The sequence below is a fragment of the Subtercola sp. Z020 genome (genome assembly GCF_002931235.1).
Classification (GTDB): domain Bacteria; phylum Actinomycetota; class Actinomycetes; order Actinomycetales; family Microbacteriaceae; genus Subtercola.
In genome coordinates this window covers 17,582-35,445 of the sequence record NZ_PSTT01000026.1, presented here as the reverse complement: position 1 = coordinate 35,445, position 17,864 = coordinate 17,582, and the positions used below count along the sequence as shown (strand labels likewise).

At 69.6% G+C, this 17,864-nt stretch carries 17 protein-coding genes; 5 read left to right on the top strand and 12 right to left on the bottom strand.

What is annotated here, in order from left to right:
* Positions 1–42: 42 nt before the first annotated feature.
* The 3 genes from C5B96_RS03325 to C5B96_RS03315 all read right to left on the bottom strand — a co-directional run bounded on the left by C5B96_RS03325 (position 43) and on the right by C5B96_RS03315 (position 3,849).
* Complete coding sequence (locus C5B96_RS03325; RefSeq protein ID WP_369826424.1) at positions 43–1,506, bottom strand: NAD(P)/FAD-dependent oxidoreductase; 1,464 nt, start codon at positions 1,504–1,506, stop codon at positions 43–45.
* Between the two features lie 2 nt (positions 1,507–1,508).
* Positions 1,509–3,074, bottom strand: a complete 1,566-nt coding sequence (gene gltX / locus C5B96_RS03320; protein ID WP_104242948.1) for a glutamate--tRNA ligase — start codon at positions 3,072–3,074, stop codon at positions 1,509–1,511.
* 64 nt (positions 3,075–3,138) lie between these two features.
* Entirely contained in the window at positions 3,139–3,849 is a 711-nt protein-coding gene (locus tag C5B96_RS03315) for a TetR/AcrR family transcriptional regulator (RefSeq protein WP_104242946.1), read from the bottom strand.
* A 148-nt stretch (positions 3,850–3,997) separates the two neighbouring features.
* Between C5B96_RS03315 and C5B96_RS03310 the strand changes: the two genes are divergently transcribed.
* Positions 3,998–4,375 (top strand): VOC family protein, encoded by a 378-nt coding sequence (locus C5B96_RS03310; protein WP_104242944.1) that lies wholly within the window; start codon positions 3,998–4,000, stop codon positions 4,373–4,375.
* Positions 4,376–4,595: 220 nt separating this feature from the next.
* Positions 4,596–6,167 (top strand): MFS transporter, encoded by a 1,572-nt coding sequence (locus C5B96_RS17705; RefSeq protein WP_233188969.1) that lies wholly within the window; start codon positions 4,596–4,598, stop codon positions 6,165–6,167.
* Between the two features lie 66 nt (positions 6,168–6,233).
* Here C5B96_RS17705 and C5B96_RS03295 read toward each other — a convergent pair whose 3' ends face one another.
* The 4 genes from C5B96_RS03295 to C5B96_RS03280 all read right to left on the bottom strand — a co-directional run bounded on the left by C5B96_RS03295 (position 6,234) and on the right by C5B96_RS03280 (position 10,912).
* A complete protein-coding gene (locus tag C5B96_RS03295; protein ID WP_104242942.1) occupies positions 6,234–6,992 on the bottom strand; it encodes a fumarylacetoacetate hydrolase family protein in 759 nt (252 codons plus the stop codon).
* An 11-nt stretch (positions 6,993–7,003) separates the two neighbouring features.
* Entirely contained in the window at positions 7,004–8,119 is a 1,116-nt protein-coding gene (locus C5B96_RS03290; protein WP_104242940.1) for a branched-chain amino acid aminotransferase, read from the bottom strand.
* A complete protein-coding gene (locus tag C5B96_RS03285) occupies positions 8,116–9,264 on the bottom strand; it encodes a 3-isopropylmalate dehydrogenase (protein WP_104242938.1) in 1,149 nt (382 codons plus the stop codon). The genes C5B96_RS03290 and C5B96_RS03285 overlap by 4 nt, the downstream gene beginning before the upstream one ends.
* An 88-nt stretch (positions 9,265–9,352) precedes the next feature.
* Positions 9,353–10,912: an MFS transporter gene (locus C5B96_RS03280; RefSeq protein WP_104242936.1), complete on the bottom strand. Its 1,560-nt coding sequence runs from the start codon at positions 10,910–10,912 to the stop codon at positions 9,353–9,355.
* Between the two features lie 250 nt (positions 10,913–11,162).
* Between C5B96_RS03280 and C5B96_RS03275 the strand changes: the two genes are divergently transcribed.
* Both C5B96_RS03275 and C5B96_RS03270 read left to right on the top strand, forming a co-directional pair.
* The gene (locus tag C5B96_RS03275) at positions 11,163–11,726 is read left to right on the top strand and encodes a TetR/AcrR family transcriptional regulator (RefSeq protein ID WP_104242934.1); all 564 of its coding nucleotides are present in this window, start codon (positions 11,163–11,165) and stop codon (positions 11,724–11,726) included.
* Between the two features lie 116 nt (positions 11,727–11,842).
* The gene (locus C5B96_RS03270; protein ID WP_146078068.1) at positions 11,843–12,469 is read left to right on the top strand and encodes a hypothetical protein; all 627 of its coding nucleotides are present in this window, start codon (positions 11,843–11,845) and stop codon (positions 12,467–12,469) included.
* 128 nt (positions 12,470–12,597) lie between these two features.
* Here the strand turns inward: C5B96_RS03270 and serA are convergent, their stop codons facing one another.
* The 3 genes from serA to C5B96_RS03255 form a co-directional block, all read right to left on the bottom strand.
* Positions 12,598–14,187 carry a phosphoglycerate dehydrogenase gene (gene serA / locus C5B96_RS03265; RefSeq protein WP_104242930.1) on the bottom strand — a complete coding sequence of 530 codons (1,590 nt, stop codon included), beginning with the start codon at positions 14,185–14,187 and terminating at the stop codon, positions 12,598–12,600.
* Between the two features lie 148 nt (positions 14,188–14,335).
* Positions 14,336–14,749 carry a hypothetical protein gene (locus C5B96_RS03260; protein ID WP_104242928.1) on the bottom strand — a complete coding sequence of 138 codons (414 nt, stop codon included), beginning with the start codon at positions 14,747–14,749 and terminating at the stop codon, positions 14,336–14,338.
* Between the two features lie 4 nt (positions 14,750–14,753).
* Positions 14,754–15,410, bottom strand: coding sequence for a hypothetical protein (locus C5B96_RS03255; protein ID WP_104242926.1), 657 nt, complete (start codon positions 15,408–15,410; stop codon positions 14,754–14,756).
* 79 nt (positions 15,411–15,489) lie between these two features.
* Here C5B96_RS03255 and C5B96_RS03250 point away from each other — a divergent pair, with 79 nt between their 5' ends.
* Positions 15,490–15,867, top strand: a complete 378-nt coding sequence (locus tag C5B96_RS03250; protein WP_104242924.1) for a hypothetical protein — start codon at positions 15,490–15,492, stop codon at positions 15,865–15,867.
* A gap of 378 nt (positions 15,868–16,245) precedes the next feature.
* Here the strand turns inward: C5B96_RS03250 and ilvC are convergent, their stop codons facing one another.
* Both ilvC and ilvN read right to left on the bottom strand, forming a co-directional pair.
* Entirely contained in the window at positions 16,246–17,271 is a 1,026-nt protein-coding gene (gene ilvC, locus C5B96_RS03245) for a ketol-acid reductoisomerase (protein WP_104242922.1), read from the bottom strand.
* Between the two features lie 82 nt (positions 17,272–17,353).
* The gene (gene ilvN / locus C5B96_RS03240) at positions 17,354–17,860 is read right to left on the bottom strand and encodes an acetolactate synthase small subunit (protein ID WP_104242920.1); all 507 of its coding nucleotides are present in this window, start codon (positions 17,858–17,860) and stop codon (positions 17,354–17,356) included.
* Positions 17,861–17,864: the final 4 nt, after the last annotated feature.

Below are 17,864 nucleotides of genomic sequence, written 5' to 3'. Positions count from 1 at the left end.
CCCGCCCGGAGCGCAACAGCTCGTCGTGGCGGCCGGCGCCGGCTACAGCAGGCCGATGAGGTGGCGGTTGATCGCCGAGGCCACCTTCGCGCCGGCGCCGGCCGCCACGACGAGCTGTTGCGCTCCGGGCGGGGTCGAATCGCCGGCCGCGAAGACGCCGGGCACTGAGGTGCGGCCGAGCCAGTCGACCACGAGCAGTTTGTCGTCGTCGGTCGCCACGCCGAGGAGGGCCTCGTAGTCGAGCGCGGTCGTCCAGACGGGGCGCACGAAACCGCCGCTGCGCAGGATGACCGTGCCATCGGCGAGCGAGACGCCGGTCATGCCCGTGCGGTCGCCCTCGATGTCCGCGATGGGGCGGCGTTCGACGCCGATCCCCCGGGCATCCAGAGCCGACTCGTCGTGCTCGCTCAGGTCGGCGACGCCGTTCGTGAAGACGATGAGGTCGTTCGACCACTGCGAGAGCAGCAGGGCGCGCTCGGCGAGGTCGCTGGTCTCGCCGATGAGCGCGAGCGGGGCGTCGGATTTCTCGTAGCCGTCGCACTCGGTGCAGCTGTGCATGTCGGTTCCGTAGTAGGCGCGGATGCTCGGCAGGGCAGGCAGCGTCTCGGTGAGCCCGGTCGCGATGAGCACGGTGCGGGCGGTCGAGGTGCGGTCGCCCGAGCCGCGGATGCCCTTCGAGTGCACGACGAAGAGCTCTCCCGTCTCCTCCTCGACGCGGTCGATGCCGGTCACAAGACTCTGGTGGAACGACGCCTCGGGGTAGTGCTCGAACTCCTCGCGGCCGAGTTTGCGTAGCTCGAGCGGCGACACCCCGTCACGCGTCAGGAACCCGTGCGACTTCAGGGTCGCGGAGTGCCGCGGGCGGTTACTGTCGAGCATCAGCACGCGTCGGCGGGCGCGCACCAGGTTGAGGCCGGCGCTCAGCCCGGCGGGGCCTGCGCCGATGATGATGACGTCGAACACCGTGTTCGGGCCGGGTTCTGCTGCGGCGCGGGCGGCGTTGGCGCTGGCTGCGGCTCCGGATGCCCGGTCGGGCATCCGGGCCGACTGCGGCCCGCGACCGCGCCCGCCCTTTGCGGGGCCGAAGGTCACGACGGGGGCGGCCTGCGCGGCGGGTGTGGGCGGCTCAGAGGTAGCGGGCTCGGAGGTGGCGGGCTCGGAGGTGGCGGGCTGAGACGCGGCGGTCTCAGACGCGGCAGGCTCGGACGCGGCGGGCCGAGACGCGGCGGTCTCAGACGCGGCAGGCTCGGACGCGGCAGGCGCAGACGCGGCCGGTCTGAACGTGTCGGGCTCAGATATGTCGGCGGGCTCGGGCGCGTCGTCCGGCTGGGACGAGGCCGACGGAGCGGATGACTGCGCAGGCTTCGCGGTCTCTGCAGAGGGAGCGGCGTCGGCAGCGCCGGCGGTGTCATCCGCAGCGGCGCGAGCGCGCGCGGCGTCGAGCGCGTCGGACGCCATCGCACCCACCGCGGCGGCGACGGCATCGGAACGGATCAGTCTGCCCATCGCTACGACGCCACGCCCGCGGCATCCGCGGCACCGGCACCAGCGCCCTGCTCCGCGTGGAACGCTGACAGGCGAACGAGGCGCGCGATCGACTCCTCCTTGCCGAGGATCTGCATCGACTCGAACAGCGGCGGCGACACCTTGCGGCCCGACAGCGCCACCCGCAGCGGCCCGTAGGCGACGCGCGGCTTGAGCCCGAGGCCCTCGATGAGCGCCGTCGCGAGGTCGTCTTTGATGCGTTCGTGCCGGAATTCCGAGAGCTCGATCAGCTCGAGCGCGCCGACCGCGGCGGCCAGGATGACGCCGGTGTTCTCGGGGAGGGTGGCCAGGGCATCCGGCTGGTATTCGACGGCGTCGGCCGTCTGGAAGAGGAAGCCGAGCATCGCGGGCGCTTCGCCGAGCAGCGCCATGCGCTCCTGCACGAGCGGGGCGGCCTCGGCGAGAGTGGCCAGCTGGGCATCCGTCGCCGGAAGCGTCAGCACGCCCGCGGATTCCAGGTACGGGAGCGTGCGGCCCGCGAAGTCGTCGACCTCGAGCAGCCGGATGTGGTCGCCGTTGATCGACTCTGCCTTCTTGAGGTCGAAACGCGCGGGGTTCGGGTTGACGTCGACCACCTCGAACGCCGCCACCATCTCGTCGATCGAGAAGACGTCGCGGTCGTGGGTCAGCGACCAGCCGAGCAGCGCGAGGTAGTTGACGAGGCCCTCGGGGATGAACCCGCGGTCACGGTGGTGGAACAGGTTCGACTCGGGGTCGCGCTTGCTGAGCTTGCGGTTGCCCTCGCCCATCACGTACGGCAGGTGCCCGAAGCGCGGGATGAACGTGGTGACGCCGATGTCGACCAGAGCGTCATAGAGAGCGATCTGGCGGGGTGTGGAGGAGAGGAGGTCTTCACCGCGCAGCACGTGCGTGATGCCCATCAGCGCGTCGTCGACCGGATTCACGAACGTGTAGAGCGGTGCCCCGTTCGGCCGGACGACGACGAAGTCGACGAACGAACCCGCGGGGAAGGTGATCGGGCCGCGAACCAGATCGTCGAAACTCAGATCGGTGTTGGGAACACGCAGACGTAAGGCCGGAAGCCGCCCCTCGTCGCGGAACGCCTGCCGCTGCTCGTCGGTCAGGTCACGGTCGAAGTTGTCGTAGCCGAGCTGCTTCGCGCGGCCGGCAGCCTCGTTGCGGGCGTCGATCTCTTCCGCGGTCGAGTAGCTCTCGTAGAGGTGCCCGCTCGCCTTCAACTTCTCGACGAGGTCGAGGTAGATGTCGGAGCGCTGCGACTGCCGGTACGGCCCGTTCGGCCCGCCGACGTCGATCCCCTCATCCCAGTCGATGCGCAGCCAGCGCAGCGCATCGAGCAGCTGCTCGTAGCTCTCTTCGGAGTCGCGGGCTGCGTCGGTGTCTTCGATGCGAAAGACAAGTTTGCCGCCGTTGTGCCTGGCATATGCCCAGTTGAAGAGGGCCGTACGGATCAGCCCGACGTGCGGCGTTCCGGTCGGCGACGGGCAGAACCGCACGCGCACGTCGGCGCCTGTGGCGGTGGAGAAGGGAGGGAGTTCTGAAGATGACATACTGGCGCAATTCTACGGCGTGAGAGGTTCGCTGTCGCGCGGTTATCCACAGGCTGGTGGATGCTCAGAGCCCACGTTCGACCATGTCGAGCACGCGCACGGTGGCTCCGTCGACCAGTTCGGCGCTGAGCCCGCGCAGGGGCCCGTCGATCACGAGCATGCCGAGCCCGTGCACCGCGGACCACGCGTACAGCTCGGCGTTCGCGCGGCGAGCCGGCGGCAGGATGCCCGCGGCCGCCCAGGCGTCGAGCGCCGCGCTCAGGATCTGGAACGGGGTGCGGCCCGCCGTGCCGGCCTTGGCGGCGTCCATACTGTTGGCGAGGTGGTCGGGCACCGAGAAGGCGGCACGGAACAGGCCCGGCTCGTCACGCGCGAAGGCGAGGTAGCCCGTGCCGACCGCGCGGAGCATCCGCCGGGCGGCATCGGCGGTGTTGACGCCGGATGCAGCGGCAGCGCGCGCCACCTCCGCCTCCATCGCGTCGGCGGCCAGCCCCTGCGCCGCGTCGGAGACCGCGCGCAGCAGCGCCTGGCGGTCGGCGAAGTGCCGGTACGCGGCGTTCGGCGTCACGCCCGCCTGCCGGGTCGCCTCGCGGAGCACCACGGCGTCGGGTCCGCCGCGCCTGGCCATCTCGATCCCCGCGGCGAGCAGGGCACCGCGCAGGTCGCCGTGGCGATACGTGGTGCGGGGGGCGGGGGTGTCGGCGGCCGCTCCAGCGCCGTCGGCGGCAGCGTTCGGCGCAGCATCCAGAGCCGCATCCCCCTGCTCACCGCTCATCTGGCACTCCCCCTGTGAACATGACTGGCCGAGAACGCCGCACTGGACAAGTCGGCCACGTCATGTGATTGTTGACATCGTACACTTACGTCGTGGGCACCGGGGCCGCAGCAGCGGCCACCGCGCCGCGCACTCCGAGGAGGAACAGATGTTCAGCACGACCGGCGCGTTCAGCGGGTTCTCCGTCGACGACATCGACGCAGCCCGGCAATTCTACGGGCAGACGCTGGGGCTCTCGGTGAGCGACAACGAGATGGGTTTCATCGAGTTGAACCTGCCGAGCGGCGGCCGGGTGCTGGTGTACCCGAAGCCGAATCACGAGCCGGCGTCGTACACGATGCTGAACTTCCCCGTCGACGACATCGATTCTGCGGTGGATGATCTGCAGAGCCGCGGCGTCGACACGAACATCTACGCCGGCGGTCAGATGCCGGTCGATGCGAAGGGCATCATGCGCGGGAACGGGCCGGACATCGCGTGGTTCAGGGACCCGGCGGGCAATGTGATCGCGGTCATCCAGGCCTGACGCGGCCGGCTCTCGTCGGGGGCTCCAGCGGGCCCGCGCACGTGCGCGCCGTCCCGCGGCCACGTTCGGGGTTTCGGTTGGTGCGGGGCCGATGAGTGGGGCGGTGTCGGTGGGTGCTGCGAGAGTGCACGTGATCTTCCGGATGATCACGCTGCCGCGTGGTTCGTCGACCAGCTGAACACCTGACCGTTTTCTGTACCTGAACTGAGGAGGCCCCGACGTGAACGCTCTCGCGTCGGCGCGCGCGCTGCGTCCGTTCCGGGTACCGCAGTACCGGCTGCTCGTCGTCGCGCTGACGTTCTCGCTGTTCGGGTCGGGAATGTGGCTCGTGGCTGTCGTGTGGCAGGTGATCGCGCTCGGAGGCGGCCCGACTGATCTCTCTCTTGTTGCCGCTGGGTCGAGCGTGGGGCTCGTGGCGGCCGTGCTGGTCGGCGGTGTGGCGGCCGATCGCGTTCCGCAGCGCGCCATCCTGATCGCGACGGAGACAGTGAAGACGGCAACCGTCGCGGTCATCGGCGCGCTCGCCCTCACGGCGACGCTTGAGCTCTGGCACCTCGTGGTCGCGGCGACCCTGCTCGGGGTGGTCGACGGCTTCTTCTACCCGGCGTACTCCGCACTGCTGCCGTCGGTGCTGCCACCCGACGACCTGCTCGCTGCCAACGGGATCGAGGGGATGCTGCGCCCGGCGCTCATGTCGGCGGCCGGGCCAGCGGTCGCAAGCGCGGCCATCGCAGTGCTCTCGCCCGGGCTGGCCTTCTTGGCGGTGGCGGCGTCGCAGGCGATCGACGTGCTCGTGCTGCTCGCAATGCGCCGCGCCGCAGCGGGTACCGATGGCGGTGCCCTGCGCGCCAATGGCGGTGCAGTGCGCGCCGACGCGAACACCGCGGGCGCGAGCGCGGACGTCGTTGTCGTGCGCGGGGCGGGTGCAGGTGCAGACGTCGGTGCCGTCGGCGCTGACGCGGACGTCGATGTCGCGCGCGCGGGGGCAGGTGCAGGCGTCGGAGCCGTCGGCACTGACGCGGATTCCGGCGCCGGTGGCAGTGGCGGTAGCGGTGGCTCCAGGCGAAAGCGCGCGGGCGAGGGCGGCGCTGCGGGGGCCGAGCATCCCTTCCGCGGAGCGGTGCGCGACTTGGCGGAAGGGTTCCGGTACATGGTGCGCACGCCGTGGCTGCTGGCGACACTGCTGTTCGCGACCCTGCTGGTGTTGATGGTGATGGGCCCGATCGAGGTGCTCCTGCCGTTCGCGGTGCGCGACCAGACGGGTGGCGGGCCGGGGGCGTTCGCGCTGGTGCTCACGGCGTACGGGGTCGGCGGAATCCTCGGGTCGCTCACGGTCGCGTCGCTCCGGTTGCCGCGGCGGTACCTCACGATCATGATGCTGCTCTGGGGTGCGGGGGTGATTCCGTTGGCCGTGGTCGGCTATGCCTCTGATCTGTGGATCATGATCGTCGCGCTGTTCGTGGTGGGCTTCACGTTCGCGGCGGCGACGGTGATCTGGGGCACGCTGCTGCAGCGGCGGGTGCCATCTCACATGCTCGGGCGCGTCTCGAGCCTCGACTTCTTCGTGTCGCTGCTGTTCATGCCGATCTCGATGGCGTTCGCCGGGCCGGTCGGCGAGGCGGTCGGGTTGCAGCCGGCGTTCCTGGTGGCGGGGCTCGGCCCGGTCGTGATCACGGTGGTGGCGATCGTGGTCGCACGGATGCCGCGTGACGAGATCGCCCACCCGCTCGATGCCTATGCGGGCGGTCAGCCGCTCGGGCAGGAGGTGGCACCCGTCGACCAGCGCCGCTGACGGCAGCCGCGCCGCGAGAGCCGACCGCGAGCACCGACCGCGAGCAAACCGCGCCCCGCGCCCGCCCTACCGCGCGCGGTTCGACAGCGTGCCGAGGCCCGCGATCGAGACGTCGACCGTCTGCCCCGACGTGAAGCGCGACACTCCGGCGGGCGTGCCCGTCAGGATCACGTCACCGGGCAGCAGGGTGAAGGCACGCGACACGTAGGCGACCAGTTCGGGCACCGCGAAGATCATCTCCGAGAGGTTGCCCTCCTGCCGCAGCTCGCCGTCGACGCGGGCCTCGATGAGAGCATCCTTCCAGTCGAACTCGGTCTCGATCACCGGGCCGAGCGGGCAGAACGTGTCGAACCCCTTCGCGCGCGACCACTGCCCGTCGAGCTTCTGCAGATCGCGGGCCGTCACGTCGTTCGCGATCGTGTAGCCGAAGACCACGTCGGCGTAGTCCTCCGCGCGCACGTTCTTCGCCACGGTGCCGATCACGATCGCCAGCTCCGCCTCGTGCTCGACCTGCTGACTGTCCGGCGGCAGCACGATCGTGTCGCCCGGGCCGATGACTGAGGTGTTCGGCTTCAGGAACAGCAGCGGACGCTCGGGCACGTCGTTGCCGAGCTCGGCGGCGTGCTGCGCGTAGTTGCGCCCGATGCCGACCACCTTCGACCGCGGAATCACCGGGGCGAGCAGCTTCACCGCCCCGAGCGACACACGCTCCTCGGTCGTGACGAACCCCTGGAACATCGGGTCGCCCTGCAGAACGACGATCTCCTCGCCGTCGATGATGCCGTACTGCGGGTCTTCCCCCGTGCTGAACCGTGCGATGTTCATGCGTCTGCTCCTCAGGCGTCGAGCCGGGTCATCCAACCGTGGGTGTCGGGCACGCGGCCGTACTGGATGTCGGTCAGCTCCTGACGGAGCGACATCGTCAACTCGCCGGCCGCGGCATCCGCAGAACCGAGTGTGAAGTCTTCGGCGCGCAACTGGGCGACGGGCGTGATGACCGCGGCGGTTCCGCACGCGAACACCTCGACGATGTCTCCGGATGCCGAACCGGCCTTCCACTCCTCGATCGTCACACGGCGGTGCTCGACGTTGTGGCCCCGATCCCTGGCGAGCGTCATGATGCTGTCGCGGGTGATACCCGAGAGGATGCTGTCGGACTGCGGGGTCACCAGAGTGCCGTCACGGTAGACGAGAAAGAGGTTCATGCCGCCGAGCTCTTCGAGGTACTTTCCCTCCTGCGAGTCGAGGAAGAGCACCTGCGCGCAGCCCTTCTCGTAGGCGAGCTCCTGCGGAAGCAGCGACGAGGCGTAGTTCCCGCCCGTCTTGGCAGCGCCCATGCCCCCGCGACCGGCACGGTTGTAGTCGGACGAGAGCCAGATGTTGACCGGCGAGACACCGTTCGAGAAGTAGGCCCCCGCCGGCGAGGCGATGACGTAGTAGCCCACCTTCTGCGCCGACCGCACGCCGAGAAAACTCTCGGTCGCGAACATGAACGGGCGGAGGTAGAGGCTCGTCTCGGGAGCATCGGGCACCCACGACCCGTCGACGGCGACGAGCTGGCGGAGCGACTCGATGAAGTCCTCCGTCGAGAGCTCGGGCAGCGCAAGACGAACGGCCGAGCGCTGCAGGCGTGCGGCATTCGCGTCGGGGCGGAAGGTGTGGATCGACCCGTCGGCGTGCCGGTAGGCCTTCAACCCCTCGAAGATCTCCTGCGCGTAGTGCAGCACCGAGGCGGCCGGGTCGAGCGCAATGGGCCCGTACGGCAGCACCTGGGCGTCGTGCCAGCCGCCGTCGAGCGTCCATTCGATCGAGACCATGTGGTCGGTGAAGTGCTTGCCGAACCCGGGGTCGGCGAGGATCGCCTCGCGCTCGGCCTCGGCACGGGCATCCGTCGACGGGGTCAGAGAGAACGAGAGGGGGAAGGATGTCGCGGAAGCGGCGGTGCTGGTCATGATGCGCTCTCCTGGGAGACGGGCTCGACGCCGGATGCGGGCGAGACCGACGCACCCGCCGAAGCGGGCGAGTCAGCTGCACCCGGTGACGTGAGCAGAGTGACAATGGCGTCGCCGACCTCGGCCGTCGTTCGAGAGCCGGAGGCAGCGGTTCGGCCGGCGAGGTCGCTGGTGACGGCGGTGCGGATCTTCGTCGCCGCCTCGGGCAGACCCTGCTGGTCGAGGAGGAGGGCGACGGAGAGGATCGCGGCCGTCGGGTCGGCGATCTGCTGGCCTGCAATATCGGGAGCGGAACCGTGAACCGGCTCGAACATGCTGGGGAAGGCGCCCGTCGGGTTGATGTTGCCCGAGGAGGCCAGACCGATGCCACCGCTGATTGCGCCGGCCAGATCGGTCAGGATGTCGCCGAAGAGGTTGTCCGTGACGATGGTGTCGAATCTAGCAGGGTCTGTGACGAAGAAGATGGTCGCCGCATCGACGTGCAGGTAGTCGACGGCGACCGCGGGGTATTCGGCGGCCACGGCGTTGACGGTGCGCATCCAGAGGTTGCCACTGAAGACGAGCACATTGTTCTTGTGCACGAGCGTGAGCTTCCTGCGCGGCCTGCTGTTTGCCAGGTCGAACGCGAAGCGAACGACCCTTTCGACGCCGAACGCCGTATTGACCGACACTTCGTTCGCGATCTCGTGCGGGGTGCCGACCCGGATGGCCCCGCCGTTGCCGACGTAGGGCCCCTCTGTTCCCTCGCGCACGACGACGAAGTCGACCTCGCCCGGGTTCGAGAGCGGGCTGGTGACGCCGGGGAAGATCGTGGTCGGGCGGAGGTTCACGTAGTGGTCGAGAGCGAAGCGCAGCTTCAGCAGCAGCCCGCGCTCGATGTTCGCGTCTTTGAGACGCGGGTCGCCGGGCACGCCGCCGACGGCCCCGAGCAGAATGGCGTCGTGTGAGGCGATGGATGCCAGGTCGTCGTCGGTGAGAACGTCACCTGTCTCGAGAAAACGGGCTGCCCCCAGCTCGAACGTGGTCTTCTCGATGCTGACATCCGACCCGGATGCGACGGCGTCGAGCACTTTGAGCGCCTCGGCGACGACCTCGGGCCCGATCCCGTCTCCGGGGATGACGGCAAGGCGAATGACGCGTGACATGGCGGCTCCAACACTGGATCGGGGTGGTCCCCCCAGATTACAACCCGGGAGCGGGGGCGCGGGTCAGCCGGGCGCGCGGGCGGCGGCGTCAGCCGCGGGCGCGGCGCAGGGTGACCAGGGCCAGCAGGGTGGCCGCGACCATGAGCGCGGCGCCGATCGCCGAGGTCACGACCACACCGCTGTCGAAGGCGTCGCGCGCCGAGTGCAGCAGCGCCTGCCCGAGGCTGTACGGCAGGTCGCCGGCCACGCCGACCGCTCCGCCGAGCGTCTCCCGCGACGCCTCCTGCTGCGCCGGGGCGAGCCCGGCCGGCAGCACGAGGCTCGTGCGGTAGAACGCCGTCAGAATGCTGCCGAGCACCGCCGTGCCGAGCACCGCGCCGAGTTCATAGGCGGTCTCCGAGACCGCAGAGGCCGCGCCCGCCTTGTGCTCCGGTACGACCGAGATGATGAGGTCGTTCGAGATGGTCTCGGCCGCCCCGATACCGATCGCGAGCACGACGAACGCGATCGCGAGCGTCGCCGCAGTGGCGCTCTGCCCGGTCAGCATCACGATGGTATAGGCGACGGCCGACAGCACGAGCCCCCCGGCGACCACGATGTTGGGGCGCACCCAGCGAACGAGCGGTACGACGGCGAGGCCGGCCACCACCATCACGATCAGGCCCGGAACCAGGGCGAGGGCGGCATCCATCGGCCTGAGCGCGAGCACCAACTGCAGGTGCTGCGAGACGAAGAACAGAAAACCGACCAGTGAGACGACGCTCAGCAGGTTCACGAGCACCGCACCGCTGAACGCGCCGACCCGGAACAGCCGCATGTCGAGCATCGGGTTCGGCGAGGCGAGCTGGCGCCTCACGAACAGGATGCCGGCACCGACGCTGAGCGCCAGCAGCCCGAGATCGGCCCACGACGGCCCCTCGGTCGCGACCGACTTGATCGCGAAGACGACGGGAACGAGCATCACCATCGACAGGCCGATGCCGATGAGGTCGAGGCGCCCGGGGTTCGGGTCTTTCGACTCCGGGATCAGGAACGGCCCGAGCACCAGCAGCGGGATGAGCACCGGCACCGCGATGAGAAAGACGCTGCCCCACCAGAAGTGCTGCAGCAGCACTCCGCCGACGATCGGTCCGAGCGCGGCGCCCGCAGCGAAACCGGCCGACCAGATCGCGATGGCCAGGCGACGCTGTCGACGGTCGGCGAAGATGCTGCGGAGCAGCGACAGGGTCGACGGCATCAGCATCGCCCCGAAGAAGGCCAGCGCACCGCGGCAGGCGATGAGCGCCTCGGCGGTCGGGGCGAACGCGGCGACGATCGACAGCAGGCCGAAACCGACGGCGCCGATCATGAGCAGGCGGCGACGGCCGATGCGGTCGCCGAGGTTGCCCATGGCGACCAGCAGGCCGGCCAGCACGAGGGGGTAGGTGTCGATGATCCACAGCTGGGCGGTCGCGGTCGGCTGCAGCGTCTCGGAGATGATCGGCAGCGCGAACGTCAACACGGTGTTGTCGACCGAGATGAGCAGAACGGGCAGCATCAGAACGGCGAGCGCGAGCCAGCCGCGAGCGCCGACGCGCAGGTCGCGGTCGCCGCGGGCGGCAGGATCGGTGCCGAGGGCGGTGGGGAGGGTGGGGGTGTAGCTGGACATGTTTCGTTTCTGGCAGGGTTCGGCCCGGGCATCCGGAGTCGGAGCAGTCGGGTTGTGCGTCCCAGTATACCGTCCAGCCGGTACAGTGGCAAATGGGGCGCCGGCCCCGTGTGGTGAGGGCACAGAAGCAGGCGGGTTGCGGATGCCCGGCCCTCCCCCGGACGCTCGGTTCCGGATGCCCGGCCCTCCCCCAGGGCGCTCGGTTCCGGATGCCCGGCCCTCCCCCACGCGCGCTCGGTACGATGGGCGCATGCCTTCTGCGTCCACCGCCTCGGCCCGCGACCGGGTGCTCGACGCGTTCGAGCTCATCCTCATCACGCAGGGCGAACGCGCTGCGACCCTCGAGGCGACCGCCGCGGAGGCCGGCGTCAGCAAGGGCGGCCTGCTGTACCACTTCGGGTCGAAGGATGCGCTCGTCGAAGGCCTGCTCGCCCGCCTCGCCGAGTACGTCGACGTCGATGTGGAGGCGATTCGCACGGCGGAGATCGGGCCGATCGACTACTTCCTCCGCAGTTCGCTGAACCTCGAGAGCGACCTCGACAGGGCGATCATCGCCACAACGCGGCTCGCCCAGGGCTCCCACCCGCAGGCGCGCGATGCGCTGAAGGCGATGCAGGGCGCCTGGTTCGACGTGATCGTCGAGGTGGTGGGCGACCGCGCCCTCGCCCGAACGATCATGCTGATCGGCGACGGGCTCTACTACAACTCGGCGCTGCTGCCGGGCGGTCTCGGCGAGATCGACCCGGCCAGCGACGACATGAACGAGGTCATCGACCTGGTGAACACGCTGGTCAGGGCCCGAAGCGGCGCCTAGTCCCATCCACGGTCGCGGCCGAGCACGGCGCCGACCTCCTCTCGCGCCCCCTCCCCCGGATGAGGTACATTGGTGCTGTTTTCGCCCCACGGGGCGCGTCAGTACGTGGGGGAACGATGGCAGAGAACCAGTCAGGCATGTCGGCACCGGATGCCCGGGCATCCGGAATCTCGAGGCGCACCCTGATCGGCAGCACCGGCGCGGCAGCCGGAGCGGCGGCGGCCTGGAGCATTCCGGCCCTCGGTGCCCTGGTGGCCGCACCCGGAGCGGCAGCCAGTGGCGGCCGGCAGATCACCCTCGACTTCGCGGCCCTCCTTCTGGTGCTGCGTCACGTCGGTTCGCTCAGCGTGCTGGTCACGATCACGAACAACGAGCCCACCGAGGTGAGCGACGTCGCGGTGCTGACGCTCGGCGGCATCCCGACGGCGAACGTCGGCCTCACCTTCAACTCTGAGGCGACGCAGTACGAGGCGCCGGAGAACTCGAACACGGCAGACACTCCGGTGGAGAACGGGCGGTTCGCGCTCAGCACGTCGGGGAACGGCGGGTTCACGCTGATGTCCGACGGGCCGCTGACGCTGGCCGCAGGCGAGACGGTGTCGTTCTTCTTCGACCTCTTCTGGCACGAGGAGAACCAGACGCAGGGGATCTTCGTCATCCTCGGTCACCTGACCTTCGGTGCCGACACGATCGCCGGCCCCGACGACACGGTCACGATCGAGCCCTCCCCCGACCCCGCCTGACCCGCCCGTCCCGGCCCCCGGTGCGCCCCACGGGCGCCGCTAGCTTGGCGAGACGGTCACTTCCGGGCGAAACGGACCGGTGCACCTGTCGGTCTCGCCCGCACCTGACCGTCTCGCCGCATGGAGGGTCAGGCGGTGATGTCGATCTCGGTGAGCACGTCGGCATCGATCGCCGTGCGTACCCGCTCGAGCAGCCCCTCCGGCGCGGGCGAGTCGATCGTCAGAACGCTCAGCGCCTTGCCGCCGGCGGTCGTGCGGGCGATCTGCATGCCCGCGATGTTGATCGACGCGTCGCCGAATTCCCGGCCGTAGACCGCCACGATGCCCGGGCGGTCGTCGTACATCATCACCAGCAGGTGCTCGGCGAACGGAACCTCGACGTCGTAGCCGTTGATCTCGACGATCTTCTCGATCTGCTTCGTTCCGGTGAGCGTTCCCGAGACAGAGATCTGCGAGCCGTCGCTCAGCGCGCCGGTCAGGTTGATGATGTTGCGGTACTCCTCCGACACGGGGTCGGTGATGAGCCTGACGGTGACCCCGCGCTGCTCGGCGAGCAGCGGCGCGTTCACGTACGAGACCGTCTCGCTGACCTGATTGGTGAAGATCCCCTTCAGGGCGGCCAGCTTCAGCACGCTCACGTCGAAGGCCGCGATCTCACCGCGCACGACGACGTCCACGCTGGTCAGCGGGCTCACCGCGAGACCGGAGAAGACCTGCCCGAGCTTCTCGACGAGTCCGATACCGGGCCTGACGCTCGGGTCGATGACGCCGCCTGCGACGTTCACGGCATCCGGAACCAACTCGCCAGACAGCGCGAGCCGCACGGATTTCGCCACCGAGACGCCCGCCTTCTCCTGCGCTTCGTCGGTCGACGCGCCGAGGTGCGGCGTGACGACGACGTTCTCGAGGCCGAGCAGCTTCTGGTCGGTGGGCGGCTCGCTCACGAACACGTCGAGGCCGGCACCCGCGATGACGCCGCCGGTGAGCGCCCGGAACAGCGCATCTTCGTCGATGAGCCCACCACGGGCGACGTTGACGATATAAGCCGACGGCTTCATGAGGGCGAGCTGGTCGTCGCTGATCATGCCGGTCGTCTCGGGCGTCTTGGGCATGTGGATGGTGATGAAGTCGCTCTGCGCGAGCAATTCGTCGAGCGAGAGCAGGGTGACGCCGAGCTGCTGCGCGCGGGCCGAGGTCACGTAGGGGTCGTAGGCGACGACGTTCGTGCCGAAGGCCTGCATGCGCGCCGTGATGAGCGCACCGATGCGGCCGAGGCCGATGATGCCGACCGTCTTCTCGAAGATCTCGGTGCCGGTGTACTTCGACCGCTTCCACTGCCCCTGGGCGAGCGCACTGTGTGCGGCCGGGATGTGGCGGGCGAGGCTCAGGATGTGGCCGACCGTCAGCTCTGCGGCCGAGATGATGTTCGACGTGGGCGCGTTCACGACCATCACGCCGGCGGCTGTGGCCGCCTTGATGTCGACGTTGTCGAGGCCGACACCGGCACGCGCGATCACCTTGAGGTTCGGGGCGGCGGCGATGGCCTCCTGGTCGACCTTCGTCGCCGAGCGCACGAGAATGGCGTCTGCCGTGGCGAGTGCCGCCAGCAGGGCGGGGCGGTCGGTGCCGTCGACGTCGACCACGTCGAAGTCGGGGCCGAGGGCCTCGACGGTGGCAGGGGAGAGTTCTTCTGCGATCAGCACGACCGGTTTGGGCACGGAGTGATTCCTTACGATGAGGCGCCGCGGCGGGCTCGCGGTCGACGTAGCCCCTCAACTTTAGTGCCTCACGCGCGCCCGGATCGTACGGGTGTCCCCGCGTTACGTCGAACGGCCGGCCGGCCCGCGAGACGGCTCCGGATGCCCGTCAGACCGGGATGATGAAGGGCACGATGCTGCGGTAGAGGCTCTGCAGGTCGAGCGTGACCACGGCGACGACCGCGAAACCGACGAGGAAGACGAGCATCGCCGCCCCCGCCCCCCGTCGCCGGGTACCCCAGAGCACGAGCCCGTAGACGATGAGCGGGGCCGCGATCAGGCCGATCAGGGTGGCCACGGCGTTGCCCGGCATCGCGACGTCGACGGCGCGGAACGAGTCGCCGAGGCCGATCAGGTTCGAGAGGCCCTGGAAGGCGTCGAGGGCGTAGAGGAACGCGAAGACGACGGCGACGATCCAGCCGGCACGGCTGCGGGAGCGGCGGGGGGTTCCGGATGCCCGTGCCGGGGTGGATGGCGAGGCGGCGCCCGAGGCGGCCCCGGCCGGCGGGTGTGCAGAGGTCATGGCGTCAGTATCCCGTCAGGAAGGGCCAGGGCAGCAGCACCACGACGCCGATCGCGAGCCAGGTGATGCGCACCGGAACGCGGCGTCTGGCGCCGAGTAGCAGCGTCACGATGAACCAGAGCGCGGGCGCGGCGATCGCGAGCACGTTCTGGGCGTTCTGCACGATGCCGGCCAGGCCGGAGGGGTCGGTGGGGTTGCGGATGTAGGTGACCAGCCAGCCGACGGTATACAGCAGGAAGATGCCGCCGAACACGCCGAACGCAATGAGGCCTGCCGAGCTGAGGGGTGCGGTCTCCGCCTCGGCGTCGGCGAGGTCGCGGTCGGCTGCCGCGAGGTCACGGTCGGCGTCGCGCTCGGCGACAGTGTCGCGGTCGTGGTCGTGGTCGCGGTCGCGGTCGGCAGCAGTGTCGACGCCAGCGGCGACCGGGGCGCCGGATGTCGCGGCAGCCGCCTGGGCGGGTTCGGGAGCCCGGGCGGCATCCGCCTCAGCCGACGGTGGCACGGGCAGCGGCGGCGCCACGGCCGACGAGCTGAACACCTCGACGACCGGAACGTCTTCCTCGAGGTCGTCTTCGTCGAGCGCGGCCGGATGCGCAGCGACGTACGTCGGGTCGTTCTCGTCACCCCAGCTGAGGGCGTCGTCGTCGGGTTCGCGGGCCATCCGTTCAGCGTACCCGCCGCATCCGACTCCGGGAGCAAGCCCGCCTCCGCGCCTGCCCCCGCCTCGCTATCATGACGCCATGGCTGCAGTCGACTACTTCATCTCCGGCGACCACGACGAGGCTCGCTCGGTACTCGCCGAAGCGATGCGGTCGCTGGGCTTCGAGCTCGCGACCTCGCCGCTCGGCGGCTGGGATGTCACCCGCGGCAGCACGAGCGCCACGCTGTGGCTCGGCGCCTTCGCCGGTCGCGAGAAGCAGCGGCTCGACTACCGCATGGAGTTCTTCCAGCAGGAGGGGCAGCTGGTCGCCCGCCTCAGCCGCATCTCCGGCGCCGGGGCGATGGGCGGCGTGGTGGGCGTCTCGCGCTCGGCCGAGGTCTTCACCGAGCTCGACCAGGCCGTCGGCACCGCCCTGACGACCCACGGCATACTCGCGAACGCCCTCCACCACCCCTGAGCCCGCAAAGCGTCGCCCAAAACGCAACGGGCGGCCCAGCCCGAACCCCGCCACAGAGGTGGGAGGTTCGGCCGGGGCCGCCCGTCAGGTCATGGAGTGGCACCGCGTGAGCGGCACCGAAGGATCAGCGCGCAGCTGACCCTTCGACGTGCGCCGGCCACCGGCCGGCGCACCAACAAACACGGCACCGCGTGAGCGGCACCGAAGAATCAGCGCGCAGCTGACCCTTCGACGTGCGCCGGCCACCGGCCGGCGCACCAACAAACACGGCACCGCGAAGCGGCACCGAAGGATCAGCGTGCAGCTGATCCTTCGACGTGCGCCGGCCACCGGCCGGCGCACCAACAAACACGGCACCGCGTGAGCGGCACCGAAGGATCAGCGCGCAGCTGATCCTTCCGTGTAGTCCGCGTCGGTCTGCTTCCATGCGAAGAGCGCGCGCAGCTCGCGGCCGGTCTCCTCGATCGGGTGCTGTGCACCCTTCTCGCGGAGCGCCAGGAACTCGGGGGCTCCGGCATCCTGGTCCGCGATGAAGCGCTCGGCGAACGCACCGCTCTGAATGTCGGCGAGAACGGCCTTCATGTTCTCCTTGACGTCGGGCGTGATCACGCGCGGGCCCGAGACGTAGTCGCCGTACTCGGCCGTGTCGGAGATCGACCAGCGCTGCTTGGCGATGCCGCCCTCCCACATCAGGTCGACGATCAGCTTCAGCTCGTGCAGCACCTCGAAGTACGCGATCTGCGGCTGGTAGCCGGCCTCGATCAGCGTCTCGAAGCCGTACTGCACCAGCTGCGACGTGCCACCGCAGAGAACGGCCTGCTCGCCGAACAGGTCGGTCTCGGTCTCTTCGGTGAAGGTCGTCTTGATGCCGCCGGCGCGGAGCCCGCCGATGGCACGGGCGTACGACCAGGCGAGCGCCCAGGCAGAGCCCGAGGCATCCTCTTCCACGGCGACGATGACGGGAACGCCGCGGCCGGCCTCGAACTCGCGGCGCACGGTGTGACCCGGGCCCTTCGGGGCGACGAGCAGAACATCGGTGCCCTCGGGCGCCTGGATGTAGCCGAAGCGGATGTTGAAGCCGTGGCCGAAGACGAGCGCGGTACCGGGCTTCAGGTTCGGGGCGATGTCGTTCGCGTAGATGCCGCGCTGGTGCTGGTCGGGCGCGAGGATCACGACGACGTCGGCCCACGCGGTGGCGTCGGCGACCGACAGCACCTGGAAGCCGGCCTCTTCGGCCTTGGCCTTCGAAGACGAGCCCTCCTTGAGGGCGACGACGACCTCGACACCGGAGTCGCGGAGGTTCAGTGCGTGGGCGTGGCCCTGCGAGCCGTAGCCGACGACGGCCACCTTCTTCGCCTGGATGAGCGACAGGTCGGCGTCTGCGTCGTAGAAGATTTCAGTCACGTGTTTCTTGCTCCTTGGTTTGTTGACGATGGTTCCGGATGCCCGGCGGCGCCGAGGCGTTCCGGGAGTGAAGCGGAGGGGGTCAGTTCTTGTAGACGCGTTCGGTGATCGACTTGCTGCCCCGGCCGATCGCAAGAAGGCCGGACTGCGCCATCTCCTTGATACCGTACGGCTCGAGCACGCGGAGGAACGCGGTCGTCTTGCCGGAGTCACCCGTCACCTCGATGACGAGCGCATCCGTCGCCACATCGACGACGCGCGCGCGGAAGAGCGTCACGGCCTCGAGCACCTGCGACCGGGTCGTGTTGTCGACCTTGACCTTGATCATCAGGTGTTCACGCTGAACCGACTGGTTGGGGTCGAGCTCCACGATCTTGATCACGTTGACCAGCTTGTTCAGCTGCTTCGTGACCTGCTCGAGGGGCAGCTCTTCGACGTCGACGACGACCGTGATGCGCGAGAGACCGTCGATTTCGCTCGCACCGACGGCCAGCGACTCGATGTTGAAGCCGCGGCGGGCGAACAGGCCGGCGACACGGGTCAGCAGGCCCGGCTTGTCTTCGACCAGCAGGGAAAGCACATGGCTCACGGGT